At 34.0% G+C, this 23,581-nt stretch carries 20 protein-coding genes and 1 other annotated feature; of the genes, 3 read left to right on the top strand and 17 right to left on the bottom strand.

What is annotated here, in order from left to right; all coding sequences use genetic code 11:
- Positions 1-62 precede the first annotated feature (62 nt).
- The 4 genes from argH to ACWV26_RS10095 all read right to left on the bottom strand — a co-directional run bounded on the left by argH (position 63) and on the right by ACWV26_RS10095 (position 4,733).
- Complete coding sequence (gene argH, locus ACWV26_RS10080; protein ID WP_455894633.1) at positions 63-1,445, bottom strand: argininosuccinate lyase; 1,383 nt, start codon at positions 1,443-1,445, stop codon at positions 63-65.
- Positions 1,442-2,653, bottom strand: a complete 1,212-nt coding sequence (locus tag ACWV26_RS10085; protein WP_455894634.1) for an argininosuccinate synthase — start codon at positions 2,651-2,653, stop codon at positions 1,442-1,444. Before ACWV26_RS10085 ends, argH begins: the two co-directional genes overlap by 4 nt.
- A gap of 396 nt (positions 2,654-3,049) precedes the next feature.
- The gene (locus ACWV26_RS10090; RefSeq protein ID WP_455894635.1) at positions 3,050-3,823 is read right to left on the bottom strand and encodes an SDR family NAD(P)-dependent oxidoreductase; all 774 of its coding nucleotides are present in this window, start codon (positions 3,821-3,823) and stop codon (positions 3,050-3,052) included.
- Positions 3,789-4,733 carry an MBL fold metallo-hydrolase gene (locus tag ACWV26_RS10095; RefSeq protein WP_455894636.1) on the bottom strand — a complete coding sequence of 315 codons (945 nt, stop codon included), beginning with the start codon at positions 4,731-4,733 and terminating at the stop codon, positions 3,789-3,791. The genes ACWV26_RS10090 and ACWV26_RS10095 overlap by 35 nt, the downstream gene beginning before the upstream one ends.
- A 242-nt stretch (positions 4,734-4,975) precedes the next feature.
- Positions 4,976-5,193: a binding site (T-box leader), on the top strand.
- Between the two features lie 49 nt (positions 5,194-5,242).
- Here ACWV26_RS10095 and proC point away from each other — a divergent pair.
- Positions 5,243-6,061 carry a pyrroline-5-carboxylate reductase gene (gene proC / locus ACWV26_RS10100; protein ID WP_455894637.1) on the top strand — a complete coding sequence of 273 codons (819 nt, stop codon included), beginning with the start codon at positions 5,243-5,245 and terminating at the stop codon, positions 6,059-6,061.
- 65 nt (positions 6,062-6,126) lie between these two features.
- Here the strand turns inward: proC and ACWV26_RS10105 are convergent, their stop codons facing one another.
- The 5 genes from ACWV26_RS10105 to ACWV26_RS10125 form a co-directional block, all read right to left on the bottom strand.
- A complete protein-coding gene (locus tag ACWV26_RS10105) occupies positions 6,127-6,471 on the bottom strand; it encodes an LPXTG cell wall anchor domain-containing protein (RefSeq protein ID WP_455894638.1) in 345 nt (114 codons plus the stop codon).
- A 258-nt stretch (positions 6,472-6,729) separates the two neighbouring features.
- Complete coding sequence (locus ACWV26_RS10110; RefSeq protein ID WP_455894639.1) at positions 6,730-9,807, bottom strand: AAA family ATPase; 3,078 nt, start codon at positions 9,805-9,807, stop codon at positions 6,730-6,732.
- The gene (locus tag ACWV26_RS10115) at positions 9,804-10,970 is read right to left on the bottom strand and encodes an exonuclease SbcCD subunit D (RefSeq protein WP_455894640.1); all 1,167 of its coding nucleotides are present in this window, start codon (positions 10,968-10,970) and stop codon (positions 9,804-9,806) included. The genes ACWV26_RS10110 and ACWV26_RS10115 overlap by 4 nt, the downstream gene beginning before the upstream one ends.
- A 127-nt stretch (positions 10,971-11,097) precedes the next feature.
- On the bottom strand, positions 11,098-12,441 hold the full coding sequence (locus ACWV26_RS10120; protein ID WP_455894641.1) for a sodium-dependent transporter: 1,344 nt from the start codon (positions 12,439-12,441) through the stop codon (positions 11,098-11,100).
- Positions 12,442-12,651: 210 nt separating this feature from the next.
- Complete coding sequence (locus ACWV26_RS10125) at positions 12,652-13,425, bottom strand: alpha/beta hydrolase (RefSeq protein ID WP_455894642.1); 774 nt, start codon at positions 13,423-13,425, stop codon at positions 12,652-12,654.
- A 417-nt stretch (positions 13,426-13,842) separates the two neighbouring features.
- Between ACWV26_RS10125 and ACWV26_RS10130 the strand changes: the two genes are divergently transcribed.
- Positions 13,843-14,637 (top strand): enoyl-CoA hydratase/isomerase family protein, encoded by a 795-nt coding sequence (locus tag ACWV26_RS10130; RefSeq protein WP_455894643.1) that lies wholly within the window; start codon positions 13,843-13,845, stop codon positions 14,635-14,637.
- Between the two features lie 63 nt (positions 14,638-14,700).
- On the opposite strand, the gene ACWV26_RS10135 is transcribed toward ACWV26_RS10130, so the two are convergent.
- From ACWV26_RS10135 to queD, 6 genes are all read right to left on the bottom strand, one after another.
- Complete coding sequence (locus ACWV26_RS10135) at positions 14,701-15,534, bottom strand: hypothetical protein (RefSeq protein ID WP_455894644.1); 834 nt, start codon at positions 15,532-15,534, stop codon at positions 14,701-14,703.
- 113 nt (positions 15,535-15,647) lie between these two features.
- Complete coding sequence (locus ACWV26_RS10140; protein WP_455894645.1) at positions 15,648-17,333, bottom strand: methyl-accepting chemotaxis protein; 1,686 nt, start codon at positions 17,331-17,333, stop codon at positions 15,648-15,650.
- Positions 17,334-17,681: 348 nt separating this feature from the next.
- Positions 17,682-17,918, bottom strand: a complete 237-nt coding sequence (locus ACWV26_RS10145; RefSeq protein ID WP_455894646.1) for a hypothetical protein — start codon at positions 17,916-17,918, stop codon at positions 17,682-17,684.
- 2 nt (positions 17,919-17,920) lie between these two features.
- On the bottom strand, positions 17,921-18,286 hold the full coding sequence (locus ACWV26_RS10150; RefSeq protein WP_455894647.1) for a hypothetical protein: 366 nt from the start codon (positions 18,284-18,286) through the stop codon (positions 17,921-17,923).
- Between the two features lie 64 nt (positions 18,287-18,350).
- A complete protein-coding gene (queE, locus tag ACWV26_RS10155; RefSeq protein ID WP_455894648.1) occupies positions 18,351-19,079 on the bottom strand; it encodes a 7-carboxy-7-deazaguanine synthase QueE in 729 nt (242 codons plus the stop codon).
- On the bottom strand, positions 19,072-19,545 hold the full coding sequence (queD, locus tag ACWV26_RS10160; RefSeq protein ID WP_455894649.1) for a 6-carboxytetrahydropterin synthase QueD: 474 nt from the start codon (positions 19,543-19,545) through the stop codon (positions 19,072-19,074). The genes queE and queD overlap by 8 nt, the downstream gene beginning before the upstream one ends.
- 258 nt (positions 19,546-19,803) lie before the next feature.
- On the opposite strand from queD, the gene ACWV26_RS10165 reads away from it, so the two are divergent.
- Positions 19,804-21,399: an FMN-binding glutamate synthase family protein gene (locus ACWV26_RS10165; RefSeq protein ID WP_455894650.1), complete on the top strand. Its 1,596-nt coding sequence runs from the start codon at positions 19,804-19,806 to the stop codon at positions 21,397-21,399.
- A gap of 64 nt (positions 21,400-21,463) precedes the next feature.
- Here ACWV26_RS10165 and ACWV26_RS10170 read toward each other — a convergent pair whose 3' ends face one another.
- Entirely contained in the window at positions 21,464-22,648 is a 1,185-nt protein-coding gene (locus tag ACWV26_RS10170; protein ID WP_455894651.1) for an NAD(P)/FAD-dependent oxidoreductase, read from the bottom strand.
- A gap of 39 nt (positions 22,649-22,687) precedes the next feature.
- Positions 22,688-23,113 carry a DUF1641 domain-containing protein gene (locus ACWV26_RS10175; RefSeq protein WP_455894652.1) on the bottom strand — a complete coding sequence of 142 codons (426 nt, stop codon included), beginning with the start codon at positions 23,111-23,113 and terminating at the stop codon, positions 22,688-22,690.
- Positions 23,114-23,581 lie beyond the last annotated feature (468 nt).

Raw genomic sequence — 23,581 nt, forward strand, 5'->3', positions numbered from 1 at the left:
GAACTGGCCCCCCTCTGTGGACGTCCTTCCAATTTAAAGCATGAGATATAATCGTATTTGATTTAATTTGAAGATAATTTTTCTTTTGCTTTTTCAAGTTGAATTTTTACTTGATCGAAGCCTGTTCCGCCTAGGGAATGACGACGCTTGACAGCTGCCTCCGGTGCCAATACATCGTACACATCCGCTTCGATTAGTTCACTTGCCTCTTGCAAGTCCTCAAGTGGAAGGTCTAATAAGTAAATACCCCTTTGAATGCAAAGGAAAACTAATTTTCCTGTTACTGCATGAGCTTCGCGGAATGGCATACCTTTTGTTGCTAAGTAATCCGCTAGTTCTGTTGCATTTGAAAAATCTTGATGTACTGCTTTGTTCAATGTGTCTTTTGCAACAGTCATAGTACGAACCATACCTTCGAAGATTTTCAATGCTCCAACAATGGTATGAAGAGTATCGAACATACCCTCTTTGTCTTCTTGCATATCTTTGTTGTAAGCAAGTGGGATACCCTTTAGGACTGTTAATAATCCCATTAGATTACCATATACGCGGCCCGCTTTCCCACGAATTAATTCTGCCATGTCAGGGTTTTTCTTCTGTGGCATGATACTTGAACCTGTTGAGAACGCATCATCTAATTCAATAAATTTAAATTCTTCACTTGACCAAAGAATGATTTCTTCGGCAAATCTTGATAAATGAGCCATCAATAAAGAACTATTACTCAAAAACTCTACGATAAAATCACGATCACTAACAGCATCCATACTATTTTGATAAACGCTTGAAAAGCCCATTAGTTCTGCTGAAAGTTCGCGATCAATTGGAAATGTTGTCCCAGCAAGGGCCCCTGCCCCCAGTGGAGAGATGTCGATGCGTTTCACTGACTCAGTGAAACGTTCTTTATCTCTTTCCAACATCCAGAAATAAGTCATAAGATGATGTGCAAAAGAAATTGGTTGAGCTCGTTGTAAATGTGTATATCCAGGAGCAAGAGTGTCGATATTCGCCTCTGCTTGGTCGACAATCGTACTTTGGAATTTTGCGATTAACGCAATCACTTCATTTACACGCTTTTTCAAAAACAGATGCATATCTGTTGCAACTTGATCGTTTCGGCTACGGCCTGTATGGAGTTTTCCCCCAACAGGACCGACCAAATCGATTAACATTTTCTCTAGATTTAAGTGAATGTCTTCATTTTCTATTAAAAAGGTTAGCTCGTTATTTTGAGCTTTAGATTTTAATTGTTCAAGGCCATCTTTAATCGTGCTGACTTCTTCTTCTGCAAGGATGCCGGTTTTGCCTAGCATCGTTACATGTGCGATGCTACCTTCTAAATCCTCTGTTACAAGCTGATGGTCAAACCCGATGGATGCGCCAAATTCATCTACCCATTGTTCGGCAGATTTTTGGAATCGACCTCCCCAAAGTTTACCACTCATGCTTGCACCTTCTTTTCTCCTTTGTTGTTCACCATTGAATTCACTTTTGTAGGAAGACCGAATAATTCGATAAAGCCTACAGCTGAAGCGTGATTGAATTCATCATCTTTTGTATAAGTAGCAAGTTTTTCATTATATAAAGAGTTTGGTGATTTACGACCTTCAACGATAGCGTGACCTTTGAATAATTTTACACGTACTGTACCATTTACGAATTTTTGAGTTTCTTTTAAGAACGCTTGAATTGCAACGCGTAATGGTGAGAACCATAGACCATCATAGATTAATTCAGTTAATTTTTTCTCAACAACTGGTTTGAAATGAGCTAATTCTTTTACAAGTGTGATATCTTCAAGTTCTTTATGTGCAAGAAGTAAAGTATGTGCACCAGGAATTTCATAAACTTCACGAGATTTAATACCAACTAATCTGTTTTCAACATGGTCGATACGTCCAATGCCGTGTTTACCAGCTAATTCATTTAATTTTAAGATAAGATCGGCTAATTTATATTCAACACCATCAAGAGCTACTGGAACACCTTGAACGAATTCGATTTCGATTACATCAGGCACATCTGGAGCATCTTCAATTGCTACTGTTAAATCATAAGCATCTGCAGGTGGTGCAGCCCATGGATCTTCTAAGATACCACATTCGTTTGCACGGCCCCATAGGTTTTGGTCAATTGAGAATGGGCTATCAAGGTTAATTGGAATAGGAATATTCTTAGATTTTGCATATTCGATTTCTTCTTCACGGCTCCATGCCCATTCACGAACAGGTGCAAGAACTTCTAAATCTGGATTTAATGCTTTAATAGAAACTTCGAAACGAACTTGGTCATTCCCTTTACCTGTGCAACCATGTGCTACAGCAACAGCACCAGTTTTTTCTGCAATTTCAACTAATTTTTTTGAAATTAAAGGACGAGATAATGCAGAAACTAAAGGATATTTTTGTTCATACCAAGTATGTCCTTGTAATGAGATTAAAGCGTATTCTTCAGCAAATTCATCTTTTGCATCAATGATGTAAGATTCAACTGCACCAACTTCAAGAGCTTTCTTTTGTACAAATTCTAAGTCTTTCCCTTCACCTACGTCTAAGCAGCAAGCTACTACATCATAACCTTTGTCTTTTAACCATTGGATTGCTACAGATGTATCTAAACCACCTGAATATGCTAATACTAATTTTTTTGCCATTTTGCATTCCTCCATAACGTTTCATGTATGTTTATGCGTTTGTTTTTAATATTTATGCATACATCTTAACATGTTATAAAAATGAATACAAGTGTATTTTCTTGCATTTTTCTAAAAAAAATAAATATATTAAGTTTTTCATATAAAGCCCTAAAATTAAGGTATTTTCCGATAGTTTTTTTACCTGAAAAATCAAAAAAGCGACTTATGATACAGCAAAGTCGCTTTGGTCTATTTGAATATTATTCTTCTAATAAATTATTAAAAAAGGTTGTTTTATTAAAATTTCTTTAGAAACAAAATGAATATTTACTTAATATACAGATTTTCCGCATCGTTTCGCTAGCTTGGTTGTTAAATTTCTAATGTATAAATGGATCATTATGGACTCCATTATTATTTTTTATTAAAGAAATTCTTACCGACTTTTTCTATTAAACTAGGTGCAAGCGCGTATAGTTTACTCGATATCCCCATATACCATGGCATATTAATTTCTCTTTTCTTCTTCCCTATTGTTTTTAATGTAGCTAGAGCAACATTTTCAGGATTGAGAAGGATATTCTTCATTGCATCTCGGTATGAGGCTGTTTGATCTGCATGGTCAATAAAGGGCGTATCGATTGGTCCAGGATGTATGCAAGTGACAACAATTCTATAAGGTGATAACTCCATTCGTAAAGCATTAGTATATCCAATAAGTGCATGCTTAGTTGCTGCATAGACTGAAGCTTTTGGTGTCGCTACCTTGCCTGCTTGTGAACCAATGAAAATGAGTTGCCCCTGATTCTGTTGTTTCATTTTTGAGGCAATATATTTTGTGAGTAGAATGGGAGCTTGGATATTAAGTTGTACCATTTGCATGATATCCTCATCACGTATGTCAGTTGCATATTCGAAGGTTCCAATTCCAGCAGAAAAAATTGCAACATCTAGAGACGGTAATTGATCAACTAAACGTCTAACGCCATTAATGGTTGTTAAATCACTTTCGATGATTTTCATATTATTTTCAGCTAGTTCTTTTAAAGCTTCTTTATTTCTTCCTGTTGCGATTATTTGATGCCCTTCATTTGCAAGTTTCATCGCAATGATTCGTCCAACACCAGATGTTGCACCTGTTACTAAGATTGTTTTATTTTTTTGCATACCAGTATACGCCGTTCTCATCAATTTCCTCAGTGATTAGCTGATGATGAAGCAAATAATCAATTTGACCAATTGTTTGAGACAATGTTAACCCAAGTTCATTCTCATAGTGGGTAGGAAATATCCCTACTGTCAGTTCAAAAATATTCTTTGGTTCGTCTTCCATCATGCTAAGAACGCGCATTGCACGCAGATGTTGCTTTTCAAGTCTTGCATTGACCAATTCATTTACATTTGTAATCTCTTCTCCATGACCACTATACAAAATGTCAATCGGTAATGTTAATAATTTTTTTAGAGATTGATTATATTGTAGTAAAGATTTTGCTCGTTTTGCTTTCGGATTCAACGGTGGTTCAATTAGTGGATTAGATGAAATTTTAGCGATTAAGAGGTCTCCGCCAATCATTGCCTTTTTTTCTTCATTCCAAAATGCAAAGTGACTTTGTGCATGGCCAAGTGTTTCTATAGCAACAAGTCCCTTATGTCCTGGAATTTCATCACCATCATGAATGATACCTGTTAAAGTTCGTTCACCAAGCATTTCAATTGAACGCGTCATTCTCTTCACCCAATGATGATATTTTTCAGGAACACCTTCTTCTATTAAACGATTCATATAGAAATCATAATGCGAACCGATAAAAACAGGATCTCTCCTTAACCAAGCATCCACATATACATGTCCCAAAACGTCAGCATTTGGAAAAGCATCAATCCATCCTACATGGTCTGGATGATGGTGTGTTAAAATGACTTGTTCAATTTCCCCCATTTGATATCCTGCATTTTTTATTCCCGCTTTTAATGCTTCGTACGCTTCTGGTGTTTTTGTACCAACATCGATAATTGATAAGGCATCGCCTTTTAATAAATATGAATTAACTGTCCCCTCCGGAAAAGGTACTGGTGTAACAATTTTTTGGATCATATGTATGCCCCTTTTTTGTGAATACTAATTCAATTTATTGTACAATTTTTTTTGAAAAACGTCATCTTTTTACATTGACAAATCTATAGTCATTCTCTATACTCACAATAAAGTAAAACTTCCCTCTGTGGGATGTTGAAACAATTGATCCTATACTGGCCGTTTTCCTACACTATCGTCTTTTCGTTTAATTTTAGTGCGAAGTGGGATTGTCTTTACTGCCTAGTATTGTGTGATAAATAATTAAAGCTACGATGAAGAATAGTACGAAGGGTATTCTAGTTTACAGAGAGTGTGACCAATTGAGGCTGCAAGTCACATAACCAAGGTACTTTTGGAACCTACTTCTGAGCAACTGTGCAAACACAGTCGCATCTCTGCGATAAAGGGAATTTAAGATGTGCTACAATTAGTAGCAAAGCAAGGTGGTACCGCGGAATCAAGCATTTTCGTCCTTATATTTTGGACGGAAATGCTTTTTTATTTTAAAAAAACAGGAGGCAACTAGAATGGAGACAATTGTATTTGCAGGTGCTGGCTCAATGGCGGAGGCATTAATTCATGGCTGGATCAAAGAAGGTGTTGTTTTGCCTAAAAACATCTATGTTATGAATAAATCCGACCAAGAAAAGCTAATGCGAATTGAAAAAACATATAATGTACAAATTGTTTATGGGAATCGCGAAATACTTAAACAAGCTGATTGCTTAATACTTGCTATGAAACCAAAAGATATCCAACAGGCAATGGAAAATTTAGCTCCTTATTTATCACCAAATACAGCTATACTTTCTGTAGTTGCAGGTGTATCGATGGAGTCAATCGAACAGACATTAGGAAAACGACCAATTGCAAGAGTGATGCCGAATACTTCTGCAACAATTGGAATGTCTGCTAGTGGTGTCTCATTTAATCATGCCATTACGAATTCTTTAAAAGAAGAATTTCTTCATATGTTAAAAGCGATTGGAATTGTCATTGAGGTACAAGAAGATGAATTACACGCAGTAACTGCTTTATCGGGAAGTGGCCCAGCTTATCTATATTATTTAGTCGAAGCGTTCGAGGAAGCTGGAATGAAACTAGGATTATCGCAAAATACAGTCCGTCAATTAGCTATTCAAACTATAGCCGGAGCAGCAGAAATGCTAAAACAATCAAGTGAAGAGCCTACTGTATTAAGAAAAAAAGTAACAAGTCCAGGTGGAACAACTGAAGCAGGTATTAAAACTTTACAAGAAAATAATTTCAAAAACGCTATAATTGCTTGTATTCAAAACGCGGAAGCAAAATCACGTGAACTTGCTTCAGTGAAAGTAGTTCAATAAAAAAACTGTAGATACATGTGTTAATAGCAAATGTATCTACAGTATCAAAGTAAATCTATATGGATTTACTTTTTTTGTTTATCCGAAACATCATAACGAGAATTAGATTTTGATCGACTAGTGAAAAAGGCTAGTACCAAAAAGAAACCTGCAATTGAAAAATATAATCCAGAGTGATTTGCTTCTACACCTGTTTGAGGTAATCTATTTTGAACAAATTCTGCTTGATTGGATGCGGCGATTTGCTTCGTTGTTGAATTAGATACAGTAGTATGATCAGAATCACTAGCAACTGTTGATGCTTCATGACGGTCGTTCGTACTTGCAGCATTTGCATAAAAACCTTGCGTAAAAATTAAACTTGCTACAAATAGACTCGTCATAATGGTAAATATATATTTTTTTATCATGTTAAGTCCCCTCAATTATAAAATTTCTTAAATGTAATTTGGAATTATGCCCTGTCGAATTATTATAAACCTATCTCACCAATTAAACTATAAAAACTTAACAAAATATTTATATTAAATTTACAAAATAAGGCTTTTTTCTTAATATTATGCGACTAATCATGCAAAAAATAGAGTGCAATGAAAGTATAGCCAAGAAAATCGAATTATAAAATCCATCTACTAATACAAATTAATAAAAATTGAGGAGTTATATGACTATTTAATGATAAATCGAGTATGACTATATCCCTCTTTTGTCTTTTTAACTTCAAGAAGTGCCGGCATTGCATCTTTCAATTCGGCTACATGAGAGATGATTCCAATCATTCTACCTGAATTTTGTAATTCAATTAGCGTATCAATCGCTTTATTTAATGCTTCTTCATCAAGCGTTCCAAAGCCCTCATCAATAAACATTGTATCTATTTCAATATTACCTTGATAGGATTGAATAACATCTGACATACCAAGGGCTAAAGAAAGTGAAGCGTTGAATTTTTCTCCTCCCGATAGTGTTTTAACATCTCGATTTTGACCTGTATATGCGTCATAAACATCTAAACCTAAACCACTTTGTTTTCCCCTAGCTTCTTGACGATTACTTCTCACTAAACGATATTGGCCATTTGAAATTGGCTTTAATCGTTCATTTGCCGCATGAATAATTTGTTCCAAATATTCAATTTGTAAATATCGTTCAAATGAAATCTTCATTCCATTTTGGCCACGAATCAAATCATAAAGATCAACAATTCTCGCGCATTTTTCTTCAAGTGTCTTTATTTCCGCGCTGTTTTTTTGAATTTCAACTGTTAATTGCTTAGCTTGAGCTTGATATTGCTTAGTTTGATGAAGTTCGTTGTTTAATTGAATAGACTTATTGCGTAAATCTTCTAATCTTTGTTCAAGTTCTAATTCATCTTTTAGTGATTTATTTGCATAGTCGGATTCGCCATCTTTTAATTGTTCGGTTAATGCATATTTTTGTTTTAAATAATCAGTATAGCTAGTTTCTAATTCCTCGAGAATTGAGGGTTTTAACCTTGCTGATTGATATGCACTACCATTTTCAAAACCTGATGCAAATACAGCTTCTTTAAAACGATTTTCTGCAGTTTTTAATGCTTCTTGCGCTTCCAAACAGATTTTTTCTATGCTTTTCACTTGAGCTTCTAAAGATACCAATTTATGATTTGTTTCTTCCACTTGTTGTTTTGCAAGTTCAAAACGCTGTTTTAATTGGTCGCGTTTTAGCGTTAACATTTGAATTTTATGATGTAATTCTTGAATGGATGCTATTGTATCAGGTATTTCATTTTTTAAACTCGTAAATTTTGCTTGGGCACCATAATAGTTTTCCAAATGTGTATTCTTATCGCTCTCTAATTGACGAAGTTTTTGATTTATAGTTTCCATTTGCTGTTCTACTTGTTGTTTTTTATTTTGAATATGGTCGAGTTCTTTCTTACAAAGTTTAAGTTCAGCTATTTCATGTTGTAGTTGCTGATAGTGTGAAAGCAATGCATTTCCATCGTCAGGTACTACATTTAATAATTTTAGTTTTTCTTCTAACTGATTAAGTTGTTGTGTTCTTGCTTGAACTTGTCCATGCACTTCAAAGTATTCACTCGTTGCTTTTTCTGATAAAGATTTCAATTTAGACAATTGTTGATCACTCATGGCTTCACTTTTATTAATATGAGTAGCATGATGTTCCAAACTTCCGCAAACTGGGCAAGGCTGACCATCAACTAATTGTGAAGCTAACAAACTTGCTTGAGACTGAAACCATTTTTGTTCTTCAGATTGATATTGCAAAATGATGTTTTCGTAATTTTGTTTTTTCACTTTTTCTGAAGTCTTAATGTCATTCAATACAATTAATTCTTGCTGCCAATTTTGCCAAGCTGCTGTTTTTTCTTTATACATTAGAAGCTTGTCGTTTTTCTCATCAAATTTGCTTAATTGCTGTGTTAATTGAGTGATCATTTCAAATTGTTGCAATTTGACTTTTTCTAAATTTGCAATTTCAGACTTAATAGTATCAATCGTTTTAGAATCTTGAAGGACAATTTCTTTGTGATATTGAAGCGATTGAGTGGCAATTGATAATTCATGAAATTTCTCTTCTAACTTTTGCAAGGAGGCTAGTTCAATAGATAATTCTTCTATTTTGGGTTGCTGTAATTTTTCTTTATCGAATATGGCAACGGATTGTTCGTGTTTAGATTTCACTTGTTGTTCGTTAACTTTTAAATTTTCTAATTCTGCATCTTTTAATTTCTTGATTTGAAGCTTTTCAAAATAGTACTCTTCAAGTGGAATGATATGGCTAGCTTTTTTAGCAGCTTCTATTTTTTGTTTAATTTCTTCAAACGCAAGTGATTGTTTTTCTAAGGAAGCAAATAACTCTTCTTTTTCTTTATATGCACGCAATCGTTTATTGAACTCTTTCGTTTCAACGACCACCTGTTGTTGAAGCTCAAACTGTTTTGCTAGCTCTTGATTTACTTTTTCTTTTTCTACAATATCATTTGAATAATATTCAATTTCATCATTTAAAGCATCTATTAACTGGTACAAATTGATATGCTCTGATAATAAAACTGCTTGTAATGTTGACTGACGCTTAGGCAACCCTGTTTTAATATGTTCAATATGTAAATGCTGAACGGATTTTGCACTATTAAGCGCCTTTTCTGCAACATCTTTTTTGTCTTTTAATCGATCCGCTAAGTGTCGATAAGAATCTGTTTTAAAAATCTTGCGAAGGATGGCTTCTTTATTTTCAGTTTCAGATGTTAATAACTTTCGGAATTCTCCTTGTGGTAACATGACAATCTGTTTAAATTGATCTTTTGAAAGTCCAATAATTTCTTCCATTTTGCGATTAATTTCTGTCATCTTTTGGGATTCAACTACTGGTTTTTCACCATCAGATAAAATTTCTACAAATTCCAATTTATCTCCGGTTGCATTTTTATTCCCTTTTTTCTTATGAGCAATTTGACGTAATATACGGTAGGTTTTGCCTTTCATCAGAAATATAAGCTCAGCAGCAGTATGAATCTCATCTGAAGCAAAGTCACTTCGTATTTCTTTTATATCTGCTCTGTCTTCCCCACTTGCAGAACCATATAATGCAAAGCATATCCCATCAAATATAGTTGTTTTACCTGCGCCTGTTAATCCAGAAATAACAAATAACTTATGATCACCTAATTCTCTAAAATCTATTGTTTCTGTATTTTTGTATGGACCAAATGCGGTAAGTTTCAAGACTAAAGGTTTCATGAATTTTTCACCACCACTTCACGTTTATCTAGTAATTCTTCTTGTAAAACCTCTTGGAATAACTCAATAGTTTGCGTGTCTGCACCTTTCCCAACGATTTCACTATAGAATGATTTAAAAAGAGTGAGGTCGTCCATTTTTTGACGAGATTGAATCTCTTGTTCAACATTTTGAAAATCTTTTAACGTAACTCTTTCAACATGCATGGCATTTGGATAAACAGAACGAATTTTTTCCATTGGGGAAATGATGGGTGTTTCATCTAATAGTTTAACGTAAATATAATCATCGCTCATTGGTGATTTTAATATTTCATCCATAGTATTTTCTACAGTACGTAAATCACGCTTTGGCTTTAATTCTCTTTTTGAGATATTAATTGAACCATCTTCAGCTAAATCAACCATTAGATAACCTTTTTTATGCGTTTCTTCAGAAATAGAATACTTTAATGGTGAGCCAGAATATCTAATCTTCTCTTGATCAACAAAATGTGCTTGATGTAAATGACCAAGTGCAGTGTAATGAAAAGGCTCAAATAGATTTGCATTAATACACTCAGAGCCACCTATTGATAATGGACGCTCAGCATCAGTTGTATTTTCTTCTTCGTCCCCATTTTTTGTGACAAATGCATGTCCTACTAAGACATGTCTAGCATTCTGATCTAATCTATCTACTATATTTTCCATAATTTTTGACATGGCATCTTGTTGTGATTTAACAGAATCATCTTCCAATATATAACGAACATGTGATGGGTCTGTATAAGGAATCAAATGAAAATGAACTTCACCAAATTCATCATGCAATACAATTGGTTGCTGTTCATTTGTCAAGTTACCAATAATATGAAGGCCTTTTGCCCCCATAAAACCAGAACCAAAGTGTATACGTCCAGGGCTATCATGATTACCCGCAATCGCAATCACTGGAATTTCTCTTTTAATGGCAATTTCAGTAAGAACATTATCTAATAATGAAACGGCTTCAGTAGGAGGGACAGAACGGTCATATAAATCTCCTGCAATAATCACAACATCAGGCTTTTCAACGTCAATATCTTTTATAAACTCTGTTAAAATATATTCTTGATCTTCAATCATTGATACACCTTGAACTAATTTTCCTAAATGCCAATCAGCTGTATGAAAGATTTTCATAATATCACTCCACTCCGTTCTAATATATTTGTATCTTATCACATTTTAAAATGTAGAACAAACGTTCCAGAAATGTATAAAAGGACATAACAAGACAAAATTCGCTTGATATGTCCTTTTTCGTTTTTTAATATTGAGAAATCGTATAAATTAAAACTACCGCTATTACAATAGGAACGACAAATGTCATCAAAAATCTCCATGATTTATAATATCCTATTGCTAAGTGACTTCCCTGTGTAAACTCATCTTGTGTAAACTTTTTATCCATTTTATGAATAATGAAAATGGCAATTAATAGATTCCCTAATGGTAAAAGAATATTACTTACGAGATAATCGGTTGCATCAAAAATACTTTTTTTAAATATTGTTAAATCACTTAATGTGCTTGATGATAATGCAGCGGGAATGGATGCAATAAAAACAACTAATCCGATTCCCCATGCTATATTACGTCTAGCATTCGGCCATTTTTCAACGAGTGCTGCAACAATTATTTCGTATAAACTAAACGAAGAAGTCAGCGTTGCAAATAAGAAAAGTAATAAAAAGATGGCAAAGAATACTTCTCCAAATGGCAATTTGCCAAATACTGCAGGTAGTACCATAAACAATAATGCTGGCCCTTCTTTTGGTTCAAAACCAAATGCGAAGACAGCTGGGAAAATAGCTAGTCCCGCTAATAATGATACAAAAATATTCATGAGTACTACTGATCCTGCTGAATATGGAAGACTTTCATCCTTCTTCAAATAGGAACTATATGTAACCATACATGAGAATCCAACAGCTAATGCAAAAAATGATTGTCCCAAAGCATATAGTACCGAATCGGCAGTGATCTTAGAAAAATCAGGTGATAAGAAGAATTTTACTCCTTCCATTGCCCCATCCAACGTCAATGAGCGAATCACTAGTATTATAAAGAAAATAAAAAGTAATGGCATCATGATCTTATTTGCTTTTTCAATTCCATTTTGTACGCCTAAGCTAATTACTAACACGTTAAAAATAGTAAATAAGAACAATCCTAATAATGTAATCCAAGGTGTACCAGTCACACTTCCGAATAAAGCGCCTGGGTCTTGACCTGATTGAATCACATCACCTACAAGTGCCTTTCCTGAATAAATTAATATCCAGCCACCTACAACACTATAAAATGATAATAGTAAAAAGCATCCAATAACGCCTAGTTTACCGATCCATGTCCATTTTGTTTTTGGTGTCAAAAACTTATATGCACTTACGGCTTCTTTATTAGTACCACGGCCTATTATAAATTCTGAGATTAACATGGGTAACCCAATTAATAGTGTAAAACAAATAAATAGTAGGAAGAATGCACCCCCTCCACTTTGTCCTGTTACATAAGGCAATTTCCAAATGGCCCCTAGCCCAATTGCGGCCCCAGCGGACGACAATATAAAACCAAGTTTTGTTGACCACTGATTGTTATTTTTATTCAAAAAAATACCTCCAATGCTCTGCTAAACTCGTCTCAACTCTTAACAAGTGACAAATCTTCAGACTTTCATTATTTTATCATGAAATTCGACATTTTTTTAGAACAAAGTTTTATTAGTCTGAGAGAATTCACTAATAAACTTTAAAATTAAAAACATCCCGCAGTGCTGTTGATTGCGGGATGCATTGTGATCTATATAATTTAAATTCTCTTAAGCATGAAGTTTCCCTTTTTGAGCTTCTACTGACCAATTTAATTCATCTAAGAAATGAAGTGTATCTTCAAAAACTTTTTCACGTTCTTTACCTAACGTAATGATGTGACCAGAGTTTTGGTACCAGATGAGATCTTTTTCTTCTGTTTCAACTGTATCATATATATACGGTGCACTTTCTTGGTATAGATTATCGTCAAGTTTTCCTTGTAATACAAGGGTTGGAACATGGATTTCTTCAATTTCATCTGAAGTATGTTGAATCATTTTTTGAATTTCTTCGATTGCCCCTTGTGGTAGTTTCTTCAATTCTTCAAGTTCTTTTTCTATTTGTTCATTATCTTTACCTTCGAATTGTTTGTATGCTTTTGCATAGTTATATAATCGTTCAAATAATCCATCTTTCGATTTACGTTTAATAGGTGCACACATTGAAACGACACCTTTAATTGGGAATTCAGCCCCTACTTTTAATGTAAAAACAGCACCTAATGAAATACCTACAACTGCAATTTCATCATATCCAAGTTCTTTTAAATGGTGGTAACCACTGGTTACATCTTCCCACCAATATTTTGCACCATATTTCAGAATTTCTTCAGCACTAACACCATGACCACGATACATTGGTGCATGACATGTGTAACCATGTTTATTTAAATATTGACCTAATTTCTTAACGTCTTTTGTACTTCCAGTAAAACCATGTAATAATAAAACTGCACGACGATCTCCCTCTAAAGTAAATGGTTGCGGTGCCAATAGCTTCATTTTTTTTTACTCCTTTGTAATTTTGAGTACCCAGTTTATTTTTCCCTTTTTTATAATTATTAAAATAGTCAAATTAAAACATTGTCAATATTTTCTCTTTTTATACGAGGCGCTCACTTTTTGTTCACATTTAATGTTACATACAGACTAACACCTTTCCCTTATAATGTACACAATATTATCTCATAATTATCTATGCATTTTTGTAATGATTATAATGTCATTAAGGTTGATTTTTAAGGATTCACTTTTCTCTTCTTACCATGCATTTATTTTATAAATTATTAATACATTTTTGTTAATTTTTATGCTAAACAAAAGTAAAAATTTAAACTTGTTCTCTTTTGAGTGTAACAGTACAATCATTGTTAAGTCTGTTATATAATAGTTACATATAAAAGATTAGGGGGTTAACTAATGAAGGTTTCCACAACGAGATTAGAAAAAGAGGATGCTAAAATTATTTATCAAGAAACAGCAGGACTTTCTATTATTACCATTCGCCGTCCACAGGCTAAAAACGCTCTTACTGCGCATATGTGGGATGAACTACGCACGATTGCTTTACAAGCACTAGAAAATCCTAAAAATAAAGTTTTACTTATAAGAGGTTATGGACAACAATTCACTGCAGGTTCAGATATAAAAGAATTTAATTCCATTTCATTAGAACAATCAGAAGAAGCATTTGTACATATGGAAAAAACCATATCTACAATAGAACATTTACCACTTCCAACTATCGCTGTTATTAATGGACCTGCCATGGGTGCTGGTCTGGAGTTAGCACTTGCTTGCGATCTTCGGGTAGGTTCAGATAAAGCTAGACTTGGGATTCCCGTCGGAAAGTTAGGAATAACCATCAATAACCAATTCGCAGCTCGACTCGTGAATTTAATTGGTCCAAGCATGACAAAAGATTTAGTATACACTGGACGTTCGTTAAAATGTGAAGATGCCTATCGTGTAGGCTTGTTGAATTATGTAACACAAGAAAAGGATCTGGATCGATATGCTATCCGGCTGGGCAAGCTTGTCGCTTCCATGTCGCCTGCTTCCGTACTTGCAGTTAAACGTTCAGTACAAGAATGTATAGATTCAGTTCCTGTTTTATGGAAAAACTCAACTCCATTTGTAGACCCTCATGACTTTCCAGAAGGCGTAAGCGCATTCGTAGAAAAAAGGCCACCAAAATTCAAACGAATTCCATAAAGTGAAACTTAATACAGTCATATTCCTGTTAGTAAAGGGAAAAAGAAGCAACATTTCATTCTATTAAGAGCGAAATGTTGCTTCTTTTTTTTGTTCATATTGGATTGTAATTAATTTTACATTGACACTTATTAGTTCTAACTCGAATTCACGTTCAAACATATTCAGTATATTTTGCTGTAACTTGTTGATTGGAATTCTTTTATTTAACGTGATAGGTCCTTTTAAAGTCATACTAACTGTTGTTTTGGGTAATGGCAATAAATCAAATTGTACTTTCGTTACTTTTTCTACAAACTCAGATTCTTCGCAGGTTTGGTTAATCAAATCGATAATATATTGCTGATTTATCTGGCCAATTGGATGATGAAAATCAGGTTGAACAATTGTCGTTTCCCCAATTTTCTCCTTTTTTGAAGAAAAAATTTCTACACCTTTTTGAATAAATCGTTTAAAAAAATTTTGTTCGACTTGAACAACAGGTATAGGCATAATATGCTTGCCTTCCGTTTTACGTATAAATTTAGCTAGCTTTATCTCGGCTTGTGTTCGTAAATCCTCAATATGGTAATAGAATTGTATTTTCCCCACATTTAACCGTTCAGCAATTTGTTTAGTCATTTTATCAGATGTACCTAGAATAAGGAGTTTCTCAATAGCCTGTTCCTTAATGGCTTTTTGTACTTCTTCCACATGGTTATGATCTGTAAAAATCGCCCTTTTTACAGCTCTGTACGCACTTTTTTCAAACTTTGCAGATGTCCCTGCAATTTTTTTGCCATTCAATATAAATAATCCATCATCTATTATGCCGTCAATTCCCTGCTCGTGAGCAAAAGAAAGGGCTGTTGTACTTTTTCCTGTTCCACTTGGTCCACTTAACGAGTAGATTTCCAATTATCCATTCACCTTCTTACTTAAAAAAATTTGCTTAGCAATCAAATTAAAATTACAGCTATCCTTAGTCTATAAAACTAACATAAGGATAGCTTGTATGAATGTCAAGAAGATTAGATTAATTTAAATCGATGTGTTAATTCTTGCAATTCTACTGCTTGTCTGCTTAATTCTTGAACAACACTATTTATTTCTTGTAATGTTGCATTTTGCTCTACAACGGAACTTGAAATATTACTTGTTGCCTGAGCTGCAAGTTGCGATTGATTGGAGATTTCTTCAATAGATGCTGTTACTTCTTCACTTGATGCAGACATTTGTTCTGAAGTTGCTGTAACATCTTCTATACGGCTAGTCATTTCTTTTACAGATTCAACAATATGACTAAATGCTTCTGCTGCATTGGTAATGACATAAACGCCTTCATCTACATTTTTTAAACTCTGTGTTACTGAATTTGCTACGACTTCTGTATCTGATTGAATTGTATTCGTTAACTCTACAATTTTCACGCTTAAGCTTTTTGATTCCTCTGCTAATTTCTTCACTTCATCTGCAACCACCGCAAAGCCTTTACCATGCTCTCCTGCTCTAGCAGCTTCAATCGCTGCATTTAATGCTAATAAATTGGTTTGATCTGAGATATCTGTTATACCATTTGTCATATTTTTTATATCAGCAGTCTGTTTTTTTAGTCTAATAATTAATTCATTTGTTTGATTTGTAGAATTAGCAATAATCTTAACTTGGCCTTTTGCAATTTCTAAAATCTTACCACCGCTATCGGCAAGATCGGTTGCTTGTTTTGCTTCCTCAAAAATTATTTGGGATGCTTCTGCTATTTTTTGAACACCAATAGATGTTTCTTGCATAGCATAAACGGTGTCTTTTGCTATTTCTGCTGAATCATTTACCCCTTGTGATGTCTCTTCCACACTATTTGTAACTTCATCAGCAGCATTCGAAATCTCTTCAGTTGATGCTGCAAGTTCTTCAATTGATGACGATAGTTGACGAGAACCATCTCCAATATGCTGAATTATGGATTGTAAATTCTTTTTCATTTCATTGAAAGAATTAGCAAGTTCCCCTACCTCGTCTTTTGATTTGAGATTTATATCTTCTTGTGTTAAATTTCCTGATGCGATTTGTTTTGCGCCTGCAACTACTTTTAATAATGGTTTTACAATTATTCTTCTAACTCTATTGATAAATACTAAGGAAGTAATCATACCACAAATAGCAATAATGATTGAAATATACTTTGCTACAGCTGAATTATGAATGACGCTTTGCCTTGCATTTTCCAACTCGTTTTGTTGGAATTTTTCGACAGTTGTGATTAAACTCATCATGTCATGGTTTGCAGATTCCGCATTCGTTAATTGGGCAATCGCATCCGCATTCTGTCCTTGCTCTTTTAATTGAACAATATCATTGATCACTTGATTGTTTTTCACTATTAAATCACCAAGCATCGCTGAATAATCTTTAAGTTTTTTTGTATTAGCATTCTTTTTTAATTCATCAACTGATTTTGTTAAATAATCTTGATATGTAAGTAGTTTTTGCTTATTCGAATTATGATCTTCTAAAAGATATCCCCTTAAATATAAACCCTCATTTGCAAGATTTGATTTTATATTGTTGACCAAGTTCATATTTTTTATATTGGAATCGATGACATTATCAAATGAACCAACAACACTATTCATCCGATTATTATTTACCCCCATTAATAACAAGATAAAGATAAATAAAACAATAAATCCAACGCTTATTTTTTTAAACACAGACATGCTTTTCATCCTCCTTTATGATGAATTTTGAACTACATAAATTCAACGTAATAATATAATAGCATTATTAGGATGAAAGATAAATTAGTATAATTAGACTAATCTAAAAAGTTAGTAGAGGATAAAGCAGAATATAAAATTGATTCTATTAATCAAATTATGTCTGAATGAAAAGTGGAATTGGCTCGCTTCCCCGTAAAGAGACAGAGCTAATTCCACTTCAACATAGGCTATACTATTCTATACAAAAAACCTCAAGTTAATATTTGATGGATTTTAAATCTTCCATTCTTACTTTTCCGCTTTCTGCGAGAATAATCTTTAAATCTTCATTTTTTATAATAAGTATTATGAAAAATACCCTTTTTCATACCGTTCACATATGTAATTCTTAACATATTGTATACATTCTAATGATAAACCACTTTTATCTGGTATCAATAAATCTCCATAAGGAATCCCATCAACCATTCGGATGAATCCTTCAAACGATTGCTTATTTCTTGCGTCAATCCCTTGAATTTTGATAAAACATGTTATCGGACCATGAAAAGAATAATCTAGTATCATTACTTCATGTTTCATTTTTAGTTAATCCTCATTTCTTTGAGAATTCTTTTACGATATGAACTTAGTTGCCAGACCGTTAAAAGTACAATAATCCATAAAAACGGCTCATTTAGACTGAATCCAACAGTTGAGTTTCCACCAAGATTCGGTAAAAATAGTATACATGCCACTAAGTACACCATGACAGTATTTTCTACATAAAAATGTTTTAATTTAGCCTTGGCATCAGAAGGAGGATATACACTAAACATTAACAATGCAAATCCTACAACAAGTAATAGCCATTTCGGAAACAAATTCCAAATAGACCATTCGCTAAAAAAGTCATAACACATTAATAGTGTGGCACCTACTAGTCCACTAAATAATTTAAATCCATTCACTTCGATTCATTCACTCCTTTGAAGACTAGTGTAGCATAGGTGCTATAATCAAACATTGACTAATTTAAACTCCCCTTTTATTTCCCCATATATACGTATGTAATTGTGGTAGCACTTTAACATTCGTTATTTCTTTATCATGGATTACTTTTTCAATTAGTATTTCATATTTAGAGATTAGATTACTGACTAATTGTGATTGATCTGTCGTAGTGATATCATCATTTCCAACCTGAAGATAAAAAGGTATATTCTGATAACGTTGATGTATTCTTTTAGCAAACTGATAATCTTCATCATCAAAAACGACAATCTTCAATGAAACATGTTGAAGGTTATTATTTACTGTAAGCTTTTCTATAATTTCATCTAAAATATCGATATTTGTTTTCATACCTGAGCTTGGTGGTTTTGGTGATATCGTTAGTTCATCGATTTGATAAAACCATTCTTGCCATCTACTCCCTTGTGTTTCTACACCTATTTGTATATTTTTTTCTTTTAAGAGTGAAACCAAGCAATCAATATTCTTCAATAGCGCTGGATTTCCACCTGAAATGGTGACAAATGAAAATCCATCACCACCAATTCTTTTTAGTTCTTCCCATATCTCGTTTGCTGTCATTTGTTTAATGAGATTTTTGCCACTACCATCCCATGTAAAGGAGGAATCGCACCACGTGCAAGAATAATCACAACCTGCAGTGCGGACAAACATGGTTTTTTGACCAATTACCATCCCCTCCCCTTGTATTGTTGGACCGAAAATCTCAATAACTGGAATTTTATTCAACTTCCATCCACTCCCTTCTTGCCTCTGCATAGCTTGTAGGAGTTTCAAATAGGCGAACAAATTCTACTCTTGTCTCTTTATACATATAGCTTTGTTTTAATGCTTCTTCCATTCTTTCATATATCCAAACCACTATGTTCTCCGCAGTCGTATTCATCAATGGTAATGTTTCATTTAGATATCGATGATCTAGATAAATCTCAATTTTTTCTTTCCAAATCGTTTTGATATCTCCAAAATCAATTGTCAATCCACGTTCATCAGTAAATCCACTTATCCCAAATACAACTCTGTAGGTATGTCCATGTAAATTTTTGCATTTTCCTTCGTAACAATGAAGGTGATGAGCAGCATCAAAAGTAAATTCTTTGCTCACAAGTACACGTTTCGCATGATATTTTAGTTCATTTCGTTGTATATCCTCATCAATTTTCTGCAGTTTGTCTATTATTCTAAATTCATTCAATTAAAAAGACTCCTTTATCCGAAAAAAACAGCACTCTAAGAAAGAGTACTGTTCTTCTTAGTTTTTTTAAAGAGGGTAGCTAAAACCTCTTATTCGAGATGCAATTTTTTCATCTAATTGAAATTCTAAACGTATTTAAAGTGTAAATCAAGGTTCATCTGGTCTAATTTTGGCATCTCTCCTCATATTATTGAATAATTGGTAGGATTTTCGCGAAAAATTAAGAGTAGATCGATGTCGATTTTTTAGGAGGAAAAAATGAATATTGCAGATTGGCTAATTGTCATCGTATTTGGAATCGTATTGCTTGCAATAATTGTAGCTCTTGTTTTTCTAGTTTATATGTTTTCAATTGACCGCACGCAAAAACGTCATGCTATTTTACGGAATTATCCTTTACTTGGAAGAATTCGATACTTTTTTGAAAAAATTGGTCCTGAGATGCGTCAATATTGGTTTGATGCAGATCTTGAAGGGAAACCATTTTCACGTGTAGATTATGAGCATATCGTAAAAGGCGCAAAGTATATGCGTGAAGTAGCTGCATTTGGTTCGAAACGTGATTTTGAAAAAGAAGGATTTTATGTTCGTAATGATATGTTTCCCAAATTAACAGAAGAAATCAAAGTAGATAATGAAAAAAGGGTGAGGACAAAAAGATATATTTTGATCAGTGATCCGCTTTTTTCTCAACGTGTAGAAAATTGGGAGGTTGAAGAGACATCTGCTTTTTTACTTCATGATGACGATGCTGTTGTCATAGGACCGAAAACAAAAAATCCATTTATAGTCAAAAGCCTTATAGGTATGTCAGCAATGAGTTATGGTTCTTTAGGAAATCGAGCGATAACAGCATTATCAGAAGGACTTAGCTTAGCAAAAGGCACGTGGATGAACACTGGTGAAGGTGGGCTTTCACCCTATCATTTAAAAGGTGGGGTTGATATTATCATGCAGATTGGCCCTGGTTTATTTGGCATTCGTGATAAGAATGGTAGTGTTGATTGGGACGAATTAAAAAGGAAAAGTGAGATTCCAGAAATTAAAGCATTTGAGATTAAACTCGCTCAAGGTGCAAAAGCACGTGGTGGCCATATTGATGCGGAAAAAGTTACCCCTGAAGTAGCTGAAATTCGTAAGGTTGAACCATATAAATCAGTGGACAGTCCAAATCGGTTTCATCAGTTTGGCGATGTAACTTCTTTATGTGAATTTATCGATAAGATACGAACTCATACTGGGAAACCTGTAGGTATGAAGATTGTAGTTGGTAGTATTGATAGTATTGAGGAACTAGCAAAGTATATGAAAGAAACTGGCAAGGGCCCTGATTTCATCACAGTAGATGGCGGAGAAGGTGGTACTGGTGCTTCATATCAAGAATTGATTGACAGTGTAGGACTCCCTATAAGATCAGCTTTACCTATTGTAGTCTCTACTTTAAAAAAATATGGTGTACGAGATCAAGTGAAAATAATCGCATCAGGAAAAATGTTTACACCTGACCGAATCGCTATTGCAATTGCGATGGGTGCTGATTTAGTCAATATTGCACGTGGATTTATGATTACGATTGGCTGTATTCAAGCTATGCGATGCAATTCCAATTCGTGCCCCGTTGGTGTTGCAACAACTGACCCTGATTTACAAAAGGCACTTGTGATAGACGAAAAGAAATACAGAGTTGTAAACTATTTAATTACTCTAAGAAAAGGACTATTTCGAATTGCGGCAGCTGCAGGAATTGAATCCCCTGTTCATTTCAAACCAAAACATATCATGTTTAAAGATGAGAAAGGTGTCGTCATAACCTTAGAAAAAATTATGCATGATATTCAACAACAACTTAAATAAAACAATTCTTTGCCCAAAAAAACCGACTTCCATTTGTGAGAAGTCGGCTTTTTTATGGAGTGGCTTAGTATACTAAACCGTAAAGTGCTTTAATGTGTGAAAGGTAACGCATGTTACTTGCTTCTTTCATCAATGATGCAGGTAAACCTTTAAGTTCAGTATTGTTACCTCCAACTGTAGCAACGCCATCTTTACGTCCTAGTGATGCTAGTGTACCTGAGTTAATTGCGCTAAATTTTCTCATAGGTTGTTTTTTAATTTGTGCAAATAAGTTATAACCAGCAGTTTCACCCATTTGCCAAGCAACTTGTGCAGTTGGTGCATATAATGGACGAGCGCCTTCTTCAGGAATTAGAACAGAACTATCTCCAACTACGAATACATCAGCGTGAGAAGTAGATTGTAAGAATTCATTGATAGTTGCTTTTCCACGGTTTACTTCTAAGCCTGACTCAGCTACAACTGGAAGTGCAGCAACCCCACCAGTCCATACAAATGTATTAGCTTCAATTACTGAACCGTCTTTAAGAGAAATTTTGTTACCTTCTACTGCTGTTACTGGTAGCCCAGTTATGAATTCAACACCACGTTTAGATAATGATTCAGTAGCACGATCAATTAATGTATCTGGGAATACAGGAAGTACTTTTGGACCTGCTTCTACTAATTTAACTTGGAATTCGCTGAAATCAACTCCGTACTTTTCAGCAACTTTTGGCATATTGTCAATGATTTCACCAACAAGTTCAATACCTGTTAGGCCGCCACCGCCAATTACAATTGTGCCATCTGCTGGGTTTTTAGATTCAGCGTATGCTTTAATTTTAGATTCAATATGAGCATTAATATGGTTTGCATCATTAACAGATTTAAGTACCATACTATTTTCTTCTAATCCAGGAATACCGAAGAATCCTGTTTGGCTACCTAAAGCTACTACTAAAGTATCGTAAGATAAAGATGAACCATCATTTAATTTTACAAATTTTTTATCAGGTGAAATTTCTGTAACTGTTGCAATTTTAAGATTGATATCTTTTCCTTTGAAAAGTTTTTCTAATGGGAATGCAATTGCTTGTTCTTTTATTGTACCACCAGCTAAACGGTGAAGTTCAGTAATGATTTGGTGAGTTGGGAATTGGTTGACAACAGTAACTTCCGCCTCTTCTTTTGTAGCGTATTTGCGGAAAGTTAAAGCAGTTAAAACGCCGCCATAACCTGCGCCTAAAATAAGTATTTTTTTTGACATAGTTAATCCTCCATATAGGTATTGATGTAAGACTACTTCTTAATTTTTATGTTCTTTGCTTACTTCAAGGAAAGCGTTAGCAAAACGGAATAGTTGTTGTACTTGTGGATCTTTAAGCAAACGCAACATTCCAAATAGACCAATAGTTTCAGTGCTTTCTGCAGCACGGTCTTTTGCTTCAATTGCAGTTTGTGCCAAACCTTTAGCAGAATTCACAACTGGAGTTGCAATTTCTCCTACAGCTCCAACGATATCGTTTTTTAACACATCATCAGTAGCTAAAGACATTGCAACATCATAGACTTTTGTTAATGTTTGTACCATTTCAGTCAACTTTGGTAACTCGTTTACCAATACAGTAATAGAATCTTGTACCTCAGGTTTTAATAGTTGTTCCAATACATCAAGTTTTTCTTGGCTTACAGCTGATTGTTCAGCTTGTATTTGATTAGTCGTTTCTGACATATTCAATTCTCCTTTACAATAACTAATTACTTTTTACTTACTCTTTTACCCATTATTAAGAAGTCCTACCTGATCATCTTTTTGACAATAGATTCGAAAGTTTTTGACGATCTATTAATAACCTCTATCCTATATATTTGTGGAATATACCACTTTATATGCCTACTACAGAATAATACACCTTAATGAAAATAGTTTCCATCAATTTTGAAAATTTTATGTGAAAAAATGCACAAAGATTCAATTTCAGGTGCTTTAGGCCGTAGAATCAGGTTAATTTAATTCTTTATATGGAGCAAATAGAAAAAGTGTTTTAAAAAAGAGTGATTTAAACACACGGTTAATAAAAACAATCGAATCAAAGTTTGTAAAATATTATTAATGACATGTGTCCATAATAGTAATTTATTCTTGTTTTCTACTGGATTTACATCGTTGTAAATCCTAATCCTATAAATTTATAATTAT

Source organism: Rummeliibacillus sp. JY-2-4R (genome assembly GCF_053847205.1).